The organism is Picosynechococcus sp. PCC 8807, from assembly GCF_001693295.1.
In the GTDB taxonomy this organism is placed as follows: Bacteria; Cyanobacteriota; Cyanobacteriia; order Cyanobacteriales; family MRBY01; genus MRBY01.
Genome location: NZ_CP016483.1, coordinates 904,686 through 918,303, shown reverse-complemented (window position 1 = coordinate 918,303; position 13,618 = coordinate 904,686). Strand labels below are relative to the sequence as shown.

13 protein-coding genes are annotated in these 13,618 nt (G+C 45.4%); 4 read left to right on the top strand and 9 right to left on the bottom strand.

Annotated elements, in window-relative coordinates; genetic code table 11:
• Positions 1 to 2,295 carry an MASE1 domain-containing protein gene (locus AWQ24_RS04440; RefSeq protein WP_065716116.1) on the bottom strand — a complete coding sequence of 765 codons (2,295 nt, stop codon included), beginning with the start codon at positions 2,293 to 2,295 and terminating at the stop codon, positions 1 to 3.
• A 271-nt stretch (positions 2,296 to 2,566) separates the two neighbouring features.
• On the opposite strand from AWQ24_RS04440, the gene AWQ24_RS04435 reads away from it, so the two are divergent.
• Positions 2,567 to 3,478, top strand: a complete 912-nt coding sequence (locus tag AWQ24_RS04435; RefSeq protein ID WP_065716115.1) for an alpha/beta fold hydrolase — start codon at positions 2,567 to 2,569, stop codon at positions 3,476 to 3,478.
• A 65-nt stretch (positions 3,479 to 3,543) separates the two neighbouring features.
• Here the strand turns inward: AWQ24_RS04435 and AWQ24_RS04430 are convergent, their stop codons facing one another.
• The 7 genes from AWQ24_RS04430 to AWQ24_RS04400 all read right to left on the bottom strand — a co-directional run bounded on the left by AWQ24_RS04430 (position 3,544) and on the right by AWQ24_RS04400 (position 10,480).
• On the bottom strand, positions 3,544 to 4,761 hold the full coding sequence (locus tag AWQ24_RS04430) for a HAMP domain-containing sensor histidine kinase (RefSeq protein WP_030007550.1): 1,218 nt from the start codon (positions 4,759 to 4,761) through the stop codon (positions 3,544 to 3,546).
• 152 nt (positions 4,762 to 4,913) lie between these two features.
• Positions 4,914 to 5,390: a nuclear transport factor 2 family protein gene (locus AWQ24_RS04425; RefSeq protein WP_012306492.1), complete on the bottom strand. Its 477-nt coding sequence runs from the start codon at positions 5,388 to 5,390 to the stop codon at positions 4,914 to 4,916.
• A 104-nt stretch (positions 5,391 to 5,494) separates the two neighbouring features.
• Complete coding sequence (gene cynS, locus AWQ24_RS04420) at positions 5,495 to 5,938, bottom strand: cyanase (protein WP_030007552.1); 444 nt, start codon at positions 5,936 to 5,938, stop codon at positions 5,495 to 5,497.
• A gap of 56 nt (positions 5,939 to 5,994) precedes the next feature.
• Entirely contained in the window at positions 5,995 to 6,888 is an 894-nt protein-coding gene (locus AWQ24_RS04415) for an ABC transporter ATP-binding protein (RefSeq protein ID WP_012306490.1), read from the bottom strand.
• Entirely contained in the window at positions 6,888 to 7,724 is an 837-nt protein-coding gene (gene ntrB / locus AWQ24_RS04410; protein WP_012306489.1) for a nitrate ABC transporter permease, read from the bottom strand. Before ntrB ends, AWQ24_RS04415 begins: the two co-directional genes overlap by 1 nt.
• A 20-nt stretch (positions 7,725 to 7,744) precedes the next feature.
• A complete protein-coding gene (locus tag AWQ24_RS04405) occupies positions 7,745 to 9,382 on the bottom strand; it encodes an ABC transporter substrate-binding protein (protein ID WP_012306488.1) in 1,638 nt (545 codons plus the stop codon).
• Positions 9,383 to 9,679: 297 nt separating this feature from the next.
• Positions 9,680 to 10,480 (bottom strand): response regulator, encoded by an 801-nt coding sequence (locus tag AWQ24_RS04400; protein WP_012306487.1) that lies wholly within the window; start codon positions 10,478 to 10,480, stop codon positions 9,680 to 9,682.
• A 514-nt stretch (positions 10,481 to 10,994) separates the two neighbouring features.
• Between AWQ24_RS04400 and AWQ24_RS16405 the strand changes: the two genes are divergently transcribed.
• The 3 genes from AWQ24_RS16405 to AWQ24_RS04390 all read left to right on the top strand — a co-directional run bounded on the left by AWQ24_RS16405 (position 10,995) and on the right by AWQ24_RS04390 (position 13,368).
• A complete protein-coding gene (locus AWQ24_RS16405) occupies positions 10,995 to 11,165 on the top strand; it encodes a hypothetical protein (protein ID WP_012306486.1) in 171 nt (56 codons plus the stop codon).
• A 128-nt stretch (positions 11,166 to 11,293) separates the two neighbouring features.
• Positions 11,294 to 12,901, top strand: a complete 1,608-nt coding sequence (locus tag AWQ24_RS04395; protein ID WP_065716114.1) for an NAD(P)/FAD-dependent oxidoreductase — start codon at positions 11,294 to 11,296, stop codon at positions 12,899 to 12,901.
• A 131-nt stretch (positions 12,902 to 13,032) separates the two neighbouring features.
• The gene (locus tag AWQ24_RS04390; protein WP_065710306.1) at positions 13,033 to 13,368 is read left to right on the top strand and encodes a hypothetical protein; all 336 of its coding nucleotides are present in this window, start codon (positions 13,033 to 13,035) and stop codon (positions 13,366 to 13,368) included.
• Positions 13,369 to 13,370: 2 nt separating this feature from the next.
• On the opposite strand, the gene sipA is transcribed toward AWQ24_RS04390, so the two are convergent.
• Positions 13,371 to 13,595: a regulatory protein SipA gene (gene sipA / locus AWQ24_RS04385; RefSeq protein WP_012306483.1), complete on the bottom strand. Its 225-nt coding sequence runs from the start codon at positions 13,593 to 13,595 to the stop codon at positions 13,371 to 13,373.
• Positions 13,596 to 13,618: the final 23 nt, after the last annotated feature.

Genomic DNA, 13,618 nt, shown 5'->3' with positions numbered 1-13,618 from the left:
TTAAAATACGAGGCGACAACATTGCGATCGCCACAGGGCCTGTACCAACAAATCCAACCGCACAGGCTTGGTAATGTAATCATCCATCCCAACCTCCAAACAAGCCAAGCGATCATGCTGCATAGCATTGGCCGTCAGCGCAATAACATAGGGATGTGGCTCCAAATTTAGTTTAAGTAATGCTTTGGTTGCGTCTAAGCCGTCCATTTCAGGCATCTGAATATCCATCAAAATCACATCATAAATTTGCTTTTCAACTGCCTCTAGGACTTCTAAACCATTACCCACAATGTCCACCTGATAACCCAAATTCTTTAGGATTTTTGCGACAACCTTTTGATTCGTTAAATTATCTTCCGCTAAGAGGATCTTCAGGGGCAGTTTCGTCGCCAACTCTCGATCAAAAACAAACAAAGGATTTTGCTTTTTTTCAAGGGAGTCACTAGGTTTATTGACAATTTGAGTACAGATCATAAACTCAAATTTACTGCCGACGCCCGGCTGACTCGTCACCGAAATTTTGCCGCCCATCATCCGGACAATTTCTTGACTAATGGCGAGACCCAAACCAGTCCCTTGGGTTTTAAATTTGGCTTTACCAGTTTGTTCAAAAGGCAGAAAAATCAAGTTGAGTTTATCAGGCTCGATACCAATCCCAGAGTCTTCAACTTCAAAATTGAGCAATGTATAAGTCTCACTCAAATCGGGAAAAGAATGAAGTTTTAAACGAAAAATAATCTGGCCTTTCTCTGTAAATTTCGCCGCATTATGCAAGAGATTTAACAATACTTGCTTAAGCTTTTTTTCATCAATGCTCACCACTGCTGGCAACTTGGGGGGGAATTCACAAATGAATTCAATGGCATCGGTATTGATTTGCGCTTGAATAATGCCCTTAATCCCTTGGAGAAATTTGGGAAAATCTACTTCTTGAAAATGAAGTTCGACTCTTCCCGCTTCAATGCGAGAAATATCTAAAATATCTTCAATGAGATGGAGTAGGTGAATCCCTGAGTCACTGATGGTTTGTAAATCTCCCCGTTCATATTCGTCTAAATTATCAGAATCTTTGAGCAGTTCCACTAACCCTAAAATGGCGTTTAAAGGGGTGCGCAACTCATGGCTCATACTAGACAGAAACCGTGTTTTGGTGCGATTCGCATTTTCTGCTGCTTGTTTGGCTTCGATGAGCTCTAAGTTTTGTTGCTCTAATAAAAAAGCATTTTCTTTCAGGATTATCTTGCTTTGTTCAAGTTGCGATGATTTTTCTTGGAGGTGGAGTTTAGATTGGCGCAAATTGTTAAAGGCTTCTTTTTTTTCTCTTAAAGTCGCCATTAAGCTCAAATTAGTCACCACGATTACCACGGTGAATAACTGCAAGCGTAGTAAAGATTCGTTGATATCTTCACTGGCAAAGGAACCCAGTCCCCGCACAGTGCCGAGTGCCGCTAACATTGTCACGAGGGAAATAAGATTTGTCGCGCCAAATTGACCAAAACGAATCACGGCCCACACCAGACAGGGAATGAGCATATATTCCAAATGGAGATCTTGAGAAAAGGAAATATAACTAATCAACAAAATAATTGTAAGTAGGCTCAGGGCCTCAACAAATCTTGTTTCAAGCAATAATTTCCAGGCAAGTTTAGCGGGCTTTTTAGAATGTTTGTTAAAAGTGAAAATTGCTTTTTGAATGAGACGATTTAAGGTTTGTGGTTGAAATAGCTCATACCAACTAATTAGGGCCGGGGTAAAAATGTAGATTCCAGAAACGTTAGAAATCCACCAAGTTAACCAAGATTCTCCAAAGTTTGCCCAAGTGACTGTATTGCCGATGGCAAGGGCAAAAACTCCGGCTGTGGCATTGATTGCCGGGGTTAAAATACCGATCAATAAAAGAAACTTGCAGAGATCGTCAAGCTTTTTGAGGGGATTTTTGCGCTGAATTTTGGTATCTAGTAAGTATTTACCCAAGCCCATACCACTTGTAGTGCCTAGGGCGATCGCCAATACCTGCACAATTGAAGTAAGGGCTTGATTGAGATTTCCCCCCTGAAAAAAAGCCCAAATATTCGCCAAAAAAGAGCCAAGAAATACCCCTGGCAATACTTGATAGCCATAGATGAATGTTGCTGCCAGGGCGATGCCATCGGGGGGCCATATAGGGGTAACGGATTGAGGGGTCGAAGCAACCTGGCGAGAAATTTCTGCGGTCCCGTAATAGGCTAAGGCAAGCACAATAATGAGGATAAACCGTCGGGATAGTTTCAAGGGCGGTTGCGGGAAATGGAACATGACGATCCTGATGGAGCTTGGACAGATTCTGGCAGGTGAATCACAATGGGTAGCTGTAACTTAAATTGGGAAATGTCAACTGGCACAAAGAGCTCTAAGGAACTAATTCCTACTATTCTATTATTGTCGAAAAACCACAACTACCCAAGCATACAATTTTGCTTGAGCGTGCCCTAGCTCCCTAAATTTTCTCGGACACCGTTTGCTTGTAGGCCAGGGGCAAACCTGTAACAATAAGTAGGCAATTTGGCTGCATTTGTTGAAATCCCCTATGTATCCTTCCTTTTTACCGCCTCTGGTTAATCAGCTTACGGAACTTGATGCGATTCGCCTCGCCCAGCAGCTCCAACAGGTGGCGATCGCCACTCCGCTTCAGACAAATCCCATCTTGACGAACTTTGTCCAACAGGGCAGCGGCGACCAAGACATTCTCCTCATCCATGGCTTTGATAGCTCAGTTTTAGAATACCGCTATCTTTTGCCCAAATTAGCCCAGCAGCATCCTGTTTGGGCCGTGGATTTGCTCAGTTTCGGTTTTACGGAGCGACCAGAACAGCTTCCCTTTACCCCAGAAACCATCAAAACCCACCTCTGCCAGTTTTGGCAACAGCAAATTAATCGCCCGGTAGTGATTGTTGGTGCCTCTATGGGTGGGGCGGTGGCCCTCGAGTTTGCCCTGAGCTACCCCGACGCGGTCAAGCAAATTGTCCTCTTAGATAGTGCTGGTCTGGCCCCAAAACCCCTCAGCCGCTTTGCGATGGTACCGCCTTTGGATCGGTGGGCTACACAATTTTTAGGGAGTATGAATATCCGCCGAAAGATTTGCCAGAGTGCCTATTTCGATAAAACAAAAGTCACAACAGATGCGGTACTCTGTGGCGCGATGCATGTCCAGTGCGATCGCTGGCAGGAAGCCTTGATTCAATTTACGAAAGGCGGTGGCTATGGCTCTTTTTATCCCAAATTGAAGCAGATCCAGCAACCTACCTTAATTCTCTGGGGTGAACAAGACCGAATCCTTGGCACAAAAGCAGCCCATCGCTTTCAACAGGGCTTACCCAATAGCACCCTCCACTGGATTCCCAATTGTGGCCACCTCCCCCATGTGGAGCAAACAACCCTCGTCGTCGAACACATTCTTCGCTTTTGCCAAACTTTAATCCCAATCACATCTAATCATTAGCTTGAATCCTTGAGTTGATAGGAAATATTTTTTAATAAACTCAAGATGATATTTTTTGATTTTAATTAACTGGTGGAAGCCGAAATATTGTTTTTACTGTTATTGAACATTGGCAATCTCACAGTAAAAGTCGTTCCTTTATTGATTCGGCTGGACACATGAATATTGCCTCCAAGGAGATCCACAAACTGTTTAACGATACTTAGCCCTAGTCCTGTACCAGGAATATTACTGGTATTACAACCCCGATGAAACGGTTCAAAAAGATATTTTCGATCTTTTAAGGCAATGCCAATCCCTTCATCTTGGACTTTGATAATTAGTATTTGTTTCCACTTTCTTAAGCTCAAAGTAATTGCGCCACTCGCGTGGGTATAGCGAATCGCATTGGCAAGTAAATTTCCTAAAATTGAATAGAGTAAGCGTTCGTCAAGCTCAGTGATAATCGAATGGCTGGGGCAAATCAATTTAATGGGATCAGACTGACGAATAAATTCTCCTTCCTCTAATAACCGACGGCAAAATGCCACTACATCAACTTTTGTTCGGTTAACTTCTAGAACTTTGGCTTCAATCCTACCAATCACTAAAATATCGTCAATGATTTGAGTCATGCGCTCAACATTCGCATTAATACTGGAAAGATAACCTGCTTTTTCTGCTAAGGAAAGATGGGTGTCATAACGTTTCAGGGAAGAAACAGACAGGGTGATGTTATTAAGGGGATTACGAAATTCATGACAAACCATGGTGATGAAGCGTGAACGCATTTCGCTAAGTTCCCTTAGCTGTTGATTGGCTCGTTGCAACTTTTGGGTCCGCTCTTGAATTTTTTGCTCTAAATCTTCATTGGCCTGTTCAAGAATTTTTTCTGCCCAACGCCGCTGACTAATATCTTGAAATGTGACAACAGCCCCAATTAAAGTGCCGTCTTCATCTTTCATGGGGGTGCTGATATATTCCACCGGAAAACTGGTGCCATCTTTGCGCCAAAATACATCGGAAATCACGCGATGGGTACTACCATCTTTGAGGGCGGCATAAATTGGGCAATCTTCACGGGGATAGGGCGAACCATCCACATGGGAATGGTGCAATACCGTATGCATTGACTTGCCGACCAACTCTGTCACTGGCCAGTCAATCATCTTGGCGGCAGCGGGATTAATAAAGGTCACATTGCCATCTAAATCAAGGCCATAAACCCCTTCGCCAACGGCATTTAAAATGAGTTGGTGCTGGCGACGGAGCTGTTTTAATTCTTGGGCAAATGGTTTAGACAAGAAACGTTATTATCCTCGACATCAGTACAGTAGAAAGTATTATGACTGACTCTATCACTCGGCTGCCGTTACCCATTGAGTCAACTCAGACTGATGTGAATCAATGGGCTAATTACCGCTTGCAGATGATGGGAACGCTGAAAATTTTGTATTTATTCAGGGGAATTAATCAATCCGGGATGATCGAGGGGGCGATCGCCAGGGGCATCCCAAAAAAAGCGGCGCTCAGATTCGGCAATGGGTTTGTCGTTAATACTGGCTTCTCGGCGACGCATTAAACCATTTTCGTCAAACTCCCAATTTTCATTGCCATAGGCGCGATACCATTGCCCTGCATCATCCTGCCATTCGTATTGAAAGCGTACCGCAATCCGGTTTTCGTCGAAGGCCCACATTTCTTTGACGAGACGATAATTTAGCTCTTTATCCCACTTGCGGCGCAGAAATTCACGGATATTTTCCCGACCTTGAAAAATTTCAGCACGGTTGCGCCAAAAACTATCTTCTGTATAGGCCATGCACACTTTATCCGGATCGCGACCATTCCACGCATTTTCCGCCATCCGCACTTTGGCGATCGCCGTTTCTCGATCAAAAGGAGGGACTAACTTTTTTGGAGTCGATGTCATATTTCAAAGCCTCAACACAAATTCTGTTTAAAAAAGAGGCTGCCAGCCAATCACTAACAGCCCCGATCCATGCAAACGCCATTAATTCATAGCAGGAACTCTACTTACCATTTCTTGTAGGGCAAGAACTTACCGCACATGATCACCTTAACGCGATCGCCTTTGGGATCTTCTTCGCACTCAACATCAATGGAAAAATCAATCGCACTCATGATGCCATCGCCGAATTTCTCATGGACAACCGCTTTAATGGGCATACCATAAACCTGCATGATTTCGTAGAAACGATAGATGAGAGGATCCGTCGGAATAACAGGCTCAAGCGAACCCTTCAAAGGACATTCTGTCAACGGCTCAATTAGAGACTCATCCGCCCCAATCGCTTGCACAATCTTGGTTGCTTCTTCTAAAGAGGCACTGGCCTGACGGTAAACCACAGAAGCAATCCAAACCTCATCACAACCGACTTTCGCTTCCAAATCTGCAAAGGAAATACCAGCAGCCTTTTTCGCAGCTAAAAGCTTCTCTGTAACCTCAGAAATTGCCATTCTTTAAATCCTCTAAAAAATCAAAATTACAACGTAACCAAATCGAATCATGTCGCTTAACGACTAATTCTTGCCGCCTCAACCGCGCGGGTTTCGCGAGAAAGATGACTCTCCATTTCAACCTTTAGATCGTGATATTCCGGATACTGATCCAGCTCCTCACGATTACGAGGACGAGGGAAAGGCACATCCAAGATTTCGTCCACACCAGCAGCCGGGCCACGGGTCATCATAATGATGCGATCAGAAAGCAATAAAGCCTCATCAATACTGTGGGTAATCATGATTACCGTTTTCCGTTCCCGCTCCCAGATGCGTTCAATCTCATCCTGCAAGAACCCACGCGTTAGTGCATCCAATGCTCCGAACGGCTCATCCATCAATAAAATTTGGGGATTAATCGCCAGAGCACGGGCAATACCGACCCGCTGTTTCATGCCACCAGAAATCTGATGGGGATGCTTTTTCTCCGCACCCGTTAGACCCACAAGCTGAATATGCTCTTTAATCGTGCGCTTAATTTGCTTTTTCGGCATATCCGGATAAACCGTTTCCACCGCAAAGTAGAGATTTTCCTCCACTGTCATCCAAGGCATCAGTGCATAACTTTGAAACACCATGCCGCGATCAGGCCCTGGCCCAGTAATCGGTACGCCATTAAGACGAATCTCACCAGAAGTGACAGGCGACAAACCCGCGATCATATCCAACAACGTGGACTTACCACAGCCCGAAGGCCCAATAATCGACACAAAAGTGTTCGGTTCAATATCGAGGCTAATATCCTCGATCGCCACATAATCTCTCGATTTTTTACCAGTAACCTTACCCAATAAACTTTGTTTACCGTGAAAGACTTTGGTCAAATTACGAATTGAAAGTTGAGCCGTATCCGAAAAAGTATCTTCCGGCGTTAGGGGAGTTGCGTAATTCACAGGAGTAACACTCATTATTTTCGACCAAATGCAACAAATTTTTCGACAGCCGCAAAGCAACTATCCAGAATGAGACCAACTAAACCGATGATCAGAATCGCCACCAAAATGTTCGGAATATAAAGGTTATTCCACTCATTCCAGATGAAGTAGCCTAAACCTGTACCCAACAACATTTCTGCCGCCACAATGACCAGCCAAGCAATCCCCATACTGATCCTTAAACCCGACAAGATGTTGGGCAGAGCAGCAGGAATAATCACTTTGAAAATAGTGCGGAAACTCGAAGCACCAAGGGTTTTTGCCACATCCAAATATTCTTTACTAACATTTGCCACACCGAAAGACGTGTTGATCAAAGTCGGCCAAATACTGGAAATGAAGATGATAAAAACACCTGTTTGCTCAGAATCGCGCAAGACATATAAACCAAGAGGTAACCACGCTAGGGGAGATACGGGTTTTAACAACTGAATGAATGGGTTAAAACCTTTTCTGGCGATCGGTGAAATACCAATCAAGATTCCGAGGGGAACAGCGACACAAGAAGCCGCAAGGTAGCCGATCGCCACCCGTCGCAAACTGATTAACAAATTCCAGCCAATGCCCAGGTCGTTAGGCCCATTGTCGAAAAAAGGATTGGTTGTCCACCACCACAACTCCTTGAGAGTCAAAGAAGCAGTAGGCATATTCGCAAGGATTCCTATGCGAGCACTGATTTCCCATCCTCCTAAAAAGACAATAAGGGAAGCAACAAATAGTGCAAATGCGAGAAAATTCTCATTTTGCCAAAGGGACTCTTTCGGCCTAGCGTAAGCTGATGTTGGTAGTCGTTTACTTGTGACTGCCATAATAAAAAACCTCCTAAAAATTACACGCCATATTCATCGATTTGCTGTTGCACATAAGCCGCAGGATCAGCGGGATCGAAGGTGTCAAATTTGAGGGTCTCCTCGCGATAGATCTCAGTGGGCGGTGTCTGACCAAGCTCAGTTGCCAGTTCTCTTGCTAAATCAGTGAGGAAGACATCTGTACCAACAGTGTCATAGCCAGTCTCAGGAATAATTGTGGGAGCCAATCCGTCACCCTGAAGATCCCAACGCACAAGCTGGGAAGAAATCCAGTTTGCAAAACTCTGCCAAGGATAGGGATCAAAGCCGATTCGGTCAGGAATATCAAGGCTATTGCCATTACCATCGTCAAACTTGCCAGTGAGAACTGCTTCGACAACTTCCACAGGCTGGTTAAGGAAGGCCCGCTCGGAAATCGCTCTGGCAATTTCTGGACGATTTTCAGGGACTTGAGCGTAAGCAGCCGCTTCGATAATGGACTTGTTAAGGGCACGGAAGGTATTGGGGTTGGCGTCAATCCACTGATCACTCGCGGCAAAAGCGCAACAAGGATGACCTGGCCAAATTTCTTTAGTCAACATGTGGATAAAGCCTGCACCTTCGTACACGGCCCGCTGGTTAAACGGATCAGGCATCAAGTATGCGTCGATATCACCCGCTACCAACTGAGCAATACTATCTGGCGGGGGAACAGGACGAATTTGAACATCCACATCAGGATCAATGCCGCCCGTCGCCAGGTAGTAACGCAACAGGAGATTGTGCATTGAGTAAGGGAAGGGAACCCCAATGGTAAAGCCCCTAAAGTCGGCAGGTCCATTTACCTGCCCCTTATATTTTTCAGCAACTGTGATTGCTTGACCATTGATATTTTCAATACTTGCCAACTTCACGCCAAATGCCTCGGAACCAAGACCTAGAGTCATCGCAATGGGCATCGGAGCCAGCATGTGATAGGCATCCAATTCGCCGGCGATCGCCGAATCTCTGACGGCCCCCCAGCTCGGCATTTTGACGACCTTGGCATTAAAACCATACTTTTCGTAAAAGCCCAAAGGCTCAGACATAATAATGGGCGTCGCACAGGTAATGGGAATAAAACCAATCTGTAAATCAGTTTTCTCCAAATTACCCACTGGCGCATCTGCCGGAGTGTCTGCCGCAGGGGGCGTTGTATCCTGACCACAACTTGCTAAACTCACAAGGGCAGCACCAACGGCCATATTCCGCAGAAATTCTCGACGGGTCTGTTGACTACTACGAATTGAGTCCGCAAAAAATAGACCAGCTTGGGGCCCAAAGGCCGCCGCAAAAGCATTTTCCATCCCGCCAGCCTGCTTACAGAGGGCCAAGATCAGCTTCTCTCGCTTTGGATCACTGCGACCAATGCGCTTCAAAAATAAAGTTTTTCTCAGTTCGTAGGCATTTACTCCTTCTGCAGCCCGCAACTGATTCTCTTTATAAATCCCCATTTTTACGAGGTCATCAACCATTTCTACAGGATCTTGGGGCATCGTCTGCATAAACTGCCAGTGATCACTCGCGCCATGGTATTTTCCACAAACATGACACAAAGACTGTAAGTTCGAGCGCCTGCCACCGAAAGAGTCGGAACCCCCTAGTCCCTGTAAAGCCTGCTGTGCTGAAATCAGAGTCATAATTTATATCTACCCAAAAATAACAACTTAAACTTTCAAAACCGCAGAATTTTGAAAGAGCCCTAAAACTCAGAAAAGTACTTTTATTTATTAAGAGTTGCGGTCTATAGTAGCAGCCACTTTCGTAATAAACATTAGATTTTTTTTTGAAAAAATGTCATTTTTTTAGGCTGTTTTTTCAACTCCCTTGATATCCTGCTTTTTTTGTTAAATCAATTACAGAAAAGTCTTTTCCGAAGATGTTATTCTCAGTTGGTTTTTGTGAAAAACTGTCCTGGCAGCCCACAAGAAGACAGGCTATATTTGCTCAGAACGCCAATTTAATGGTGTTTTTCCATGGAATCGCCGGAATTGGTTGGTAAAGTAGCCCGCATCATGGTAGCCACATAATTCTGCAATTTTATGGATTGGCTTGTTTGTATTTTTCAATAGTTTGCGAGCCTGCAGCATGCGCCTTGCGATAATCCACTGTTTGACTGTGTAGCCAGTTTCTTTTTGAACTAAATTACTCAGGTAGGAAGTGGAATAGCCAACTTCCTCGGCGATCGCCTTGATTTTAATGGGTTGATGGTAATGATCTTCAATAAAATCAAACGCTCGATTTAAATTGCTGGAGTAGGGAAAAGAAAAATCACGATCGATATCTGTTAATGGAAAGTCGATTTCGGCACCAGAAGAAACAACTGTTTTATTTTTTGTCGAATCTAGATGGTGATTTTCAATCGTGTCTTGTTGTCGCTTTAGTCGAACATTAATTGCCCCTAGAAATTGTTCAACTGTGCAAGGCTTGGTCAGGTAATCGTCTGCTCCGAGCTGCATACCATAGCGAAGCTCGGCCATAGTAACTTTGGCAGTGAGAAAGATAAAAGGAATCGCGGTTGTTTTAGGTGAGCGGCGTATTTTTGACAACACGAAGTAACCATCCATGTCAGGCATGAGAATGTCACACACAATCAAATTTGGTTGTTCGTTTAATGCCAGTTCGATACCATCTAAAGCATTACTTGCAGCACAGGTTTTAAAGCCTTCAAATTCTAGGCACTTAAGGAAAACATTACGGGTTTCTGCTTCATCCTCAATAATCAAAATTTTCGTCATTGCCTTCTTGTTTCCAAAAATTGATCATTTATGCTGCCAAGTAAAGCCCCCTATTCCCTAGGGCTTAAAGAGCAAATTGATATTGTGTTCTTGTTTAGATGTAATCACTGCACTCAACTTAAGCTTTATTAGCCTTTAATTATGGTCAGCTTGATGTATCCCGCTATACAAAATAGGGGTGATCGCAATGATCAACTTGGAAAAATATTGTCGAATTAAGCACCAAGGTGTTGTGTGACCGTTCGCCCTTCGCTCCTCTGATCAGCAGGCGATCGCAGTTTGGTCGTGTAACAATTAGAGTAAAGATGCCTTAGCATTTTGGATAACCTCAATGGCGATCGCCATCTATTTCTAAGGCGAATAAACTTGGTAACAACTAAGTGTAAAAGTCTATGACAATAGACGAATAAAACGATTGAGCCATGAAATAGCGAAATGTACGACCGTGGCTTTTGTGCGCTACACTACATATTAAGAATTATTACATTAATTTCGATAAGACGAGGTTTTTACCATGGCAGCTCCAGAACCCACCGTTAAGCCCAATCTTGAAGATCCGAAGTTTGGCTTCAATCTCTATTCCGAGAAGCTCAATGGCCGGGCGGCGATGATCGGGATCATCATTGCGATCGCCATCGAATTATTCACCAAAGAAGGCGTCCTGAGCTGGTTGGGGTTGATCTAAGGCCGCTGACTAAATCTTCTGTTTATTAAGTCTGGGTCTTCCTCGCCATTGTGGGGAAGATTTTTTTCGTTTTTAATAAGAATCCCCGGCCCCAGGGATCATCACCGCTATTTTTGTCAGTAACTGCCATGCTTCGTCTTACGGAAATCAAACTGCCCCTCGACCACAGCCCAGAGGCGATCGCCCAGGCCATTTGCCAGAAGTTAAAAATTCAGCCGGATGACTTGCTGGAATATCAGATTTTTAAACGCAGCTACGATGCCCGTAAAAAGAGCAATATTTACCTCGTCTACATCTTTGATGTGCACACCACGAAGGATCAAGCTTTGCTAAAACGCTTCAAAAAAGATCCCCATGTGCTCCCCACTCCAGACATGAGTTACAAAATGGTGGCCCAAGCACCGGCAGATTGTGCGACGCGGCCCATCGTCATCGGCATGGGGCCTTGTGGGATGTTTGCGGGATTAATGCTAGCCAAAATGGGCTTTCGGCCGATTGTGTTAGAACGGGGAAAAACCGTCAATGAGCGCACCAAAGACACCTTTAATTTCTGGAAAAAGAAGGGAGAATTTAACCCCGAATCTAATGCTCAATTTGGAGAAGGAGGCGCAGGGACATTCTCCGATGGGAAGCTCTACAGCCAGGTGCGCGATCGCCACCATTACAAACGCAAAGTCCTCGAAGAATTCGTCGCCGCCGGGGCTAACCCCGAAATCCTTTACATCGCCAAGCCCCACATTGGCACCTTTAAACTCGTCGGCATCGTCCAAAGCATCCGCAAAACCATCGAATCCCTCGGCGGCGAAATTCGTTTCCAAAGTAAGGTCAAAACCCTCGAACTAGAAAACCATCAGGTCAAAGGCATCACCCTCGAAAATGGCGAATTCATCCCCAGTTCCCACGTGGTGCTGGCCATGGGCCACAGTGCGCGGGATACGTTCCAGATGCTCCATGACCAGGGCGTTTACATTGAGCCCAAGCCCTTTTCCATTGGCTTTCGCATTGAACATCCCCAACCCCTGATCGATGAATGTCGCTACGGGGAATTTGCTGGCAATAAGATTCTCGGTGCCGCCGATTATAAGCTCGTCCACCACTGTCAAAATGGGCGCTCGGTCTATAGTTTTTGTATGTGTCCGGGGGGTTTGGTGATTGGGGCCACCTCCGAGGCAGGCAAAGTCGTCACCAACGGCATGAGCCAGTATTCCCGCAACGAACGTAACGCCAATGCGGGGATTGTGGTTGGCATTACTCCAGAAGAGGATTTTCCGGGGCATCCTTTAGCCGGGATTGATCTGCAGCGACAGCTAGAAGCCAGAGCCTTTGAACTGGGTGGCGGCGATTACAGTGCGCCGGGTCAATTGGTGGGAGATTTTCTCGTGGGTTGTTCTTCTGAGTCGTTGGGCAAAGTAAAACCTTCCTATGCCCCGGGAGTTAAGCTAACGGATCTCAGCACCGCGCTCCCGGACTATGCCATTGAAGCAATTCGGGAAGCTCTACCCGCTTTTGACAAACAAATTAAGGGGTTTGCTATGGCCGAGGCGATGTTAACAGGAGTAGAAACACGCACCTCTTCGCCAATTCGCATTAAACGGGGAAAAAATTATCAAAGTATTAATACCCAGGGCCTCTATCCTGCGGGGGAGGGAGCAGGCTATGCGGGGGGCATTCTTTCGGCAGCCATTGATGGGGTCAAGGTCGCGGAGGCGATCGCCTTAGATATTGTCAATGAGTAACAATTCAGCCAAATCGCGCTTTTTTTTTAAAAACATTTTCACTACACTGACACTACAACTTTTGATATTTTGCCTCATTCCGAGGACAGATATTTAGTAAAGTCTTAAATGTAAGGGGATCAGCGAAAATTATGACTCGGGCAACTAGCACGACAGAAATGGAAGTCACCAGTATTCGCCTAGAGCGCAAACTGAAAGATAAACTCAAGGAACTCGCTGGAAACCAGGGATACCAAGCTCTAATCCGCGATATTCTCTGGAACTACGTCAATCACAACTCAGGGGATTATCGCCCCCAGTTTAGCGAAGCAGATATTCGGGCGACCCTTGAGGCGATCGCCCAAAAGGATGAAACCTGCGCCCTCACGGGTAAACGCATCCAAACCGGCGAAACCATGTGCCTCGGCCTCACTATTCATGGCGATTTTGTCCCCCTGAGTCCGACTGTCGATCTGCCCAATTCCTAGGTTTAGGCCGTCCCAGTGGCGACTGCCAGATAGGTTTCTTCAAGCAAAAAAGAGCCCCGCTCGAACTTAACCGCCCAATAACCACCAGGGCGGCGATCGCCTAGGGTGCCAACCGCCCCCACCGCCAATAAATCCGCCGGACGCAACATCGGCATCGGGTCTGCGGTCTTGAGATAGGGAGGCAACTGTGTCAGCTTTACCTGGGTTCCTTGTTTAAATTCAGCCATAATTTTTCTGCTAACCCCTGTAA

What these genes read in the sequence shown, in the direction of transcription:
- AWQ24_RS04440 (WP_065716116.1), bottom strand. Translation starts at nt 2,295, where the DNA reads ATGTTCCATTTCCCGCAACCGCCCTTGAAACTATCCCGACGGTTTATC.
- AWQ24_RS04435 (WP_065716115.1), top strand. Translation starts at nt 2,567, where the DNA reads ATGTATCCTTCCTTTTTACCGCCTCTGGTTAATCAGCTTACGGAACTT.
- AWQ24_RS04425 (WP_012306492.1), bottom strand. Translation starts at nt 5,390, where the DNA reads ATGACATCGACTCCAAAAAAGTTAGTCCCTCCTTTTGATCGAGAAACG.
- cynS (WP_030007552.1), bottom strand. Translation starts at nt 5,938, where the DNA reads ATGGCAATTTCTGAGGTTACAGAGAAGCTTTTAGCTGCGAAAAAGGCT.
- AWQ24_RS04415 (WP_012306490.1), bottom strand. Translation starts at nt 6,888, where the DNA reads ATGAGTGTTACTCCTGTGAATTACGCAACTCCCCTAACGCCGGAAGAT.
- ntrB (WP_012306489.1), bottom strand. Translation starts at nt 7,724, where the DNA reads ATGGCAGTCACAAGTAAACGACTACCAACATCAGCTTACGCTAGGCCG.
- AWQ24_RS04405 (WP_012306488.1), bottom strand. Translation starts at nt 9,382, where the DNA reads ATGACTCTGATTTCAGCACAGCAGGCTTTACAGGGACTAGGGGGTTCC.
- AWQ24_RS04400 (WP_012306487.1), bottom strand. Translation starts at nt 10,480, where the DNA reads ATGACGAAAATTTTGATTATTGAGGATGAAGCAGAAACCCGTAATGTT.
- AWQ24_RS16405 (WP_012306486.1), top strand. Translation starts at nt 10,995, where the DNA reads ATGGCAGCTCCAGAACCCACCGTTAAGCCCAATCTTGAAGATCCGAAG.
- AWQ24_RS04395 (WP_065716114.1), top strand. Translation starts at nt 11,294, where the DNA reads ATGCTTCGTCTTACGGAAATCAAACTGCCCCTCGACCACAGCCCAGAG.
- AWQ24_RS04390 (WP_065710306.1), top strand. Translation starts at nt 13,033, where the DNA reads ATGACTCGGGCAACTAGCACGACAGAAATGGAAGTCACCAGTATTCGC.
- sipA (WP_012306483.1), bottom strand. Translation starts at nt 13,595, where the DNA reads ATGGCTGAATTTAAACAAGGAACCCAGGTAAAGCTGACACAGTTGCCT.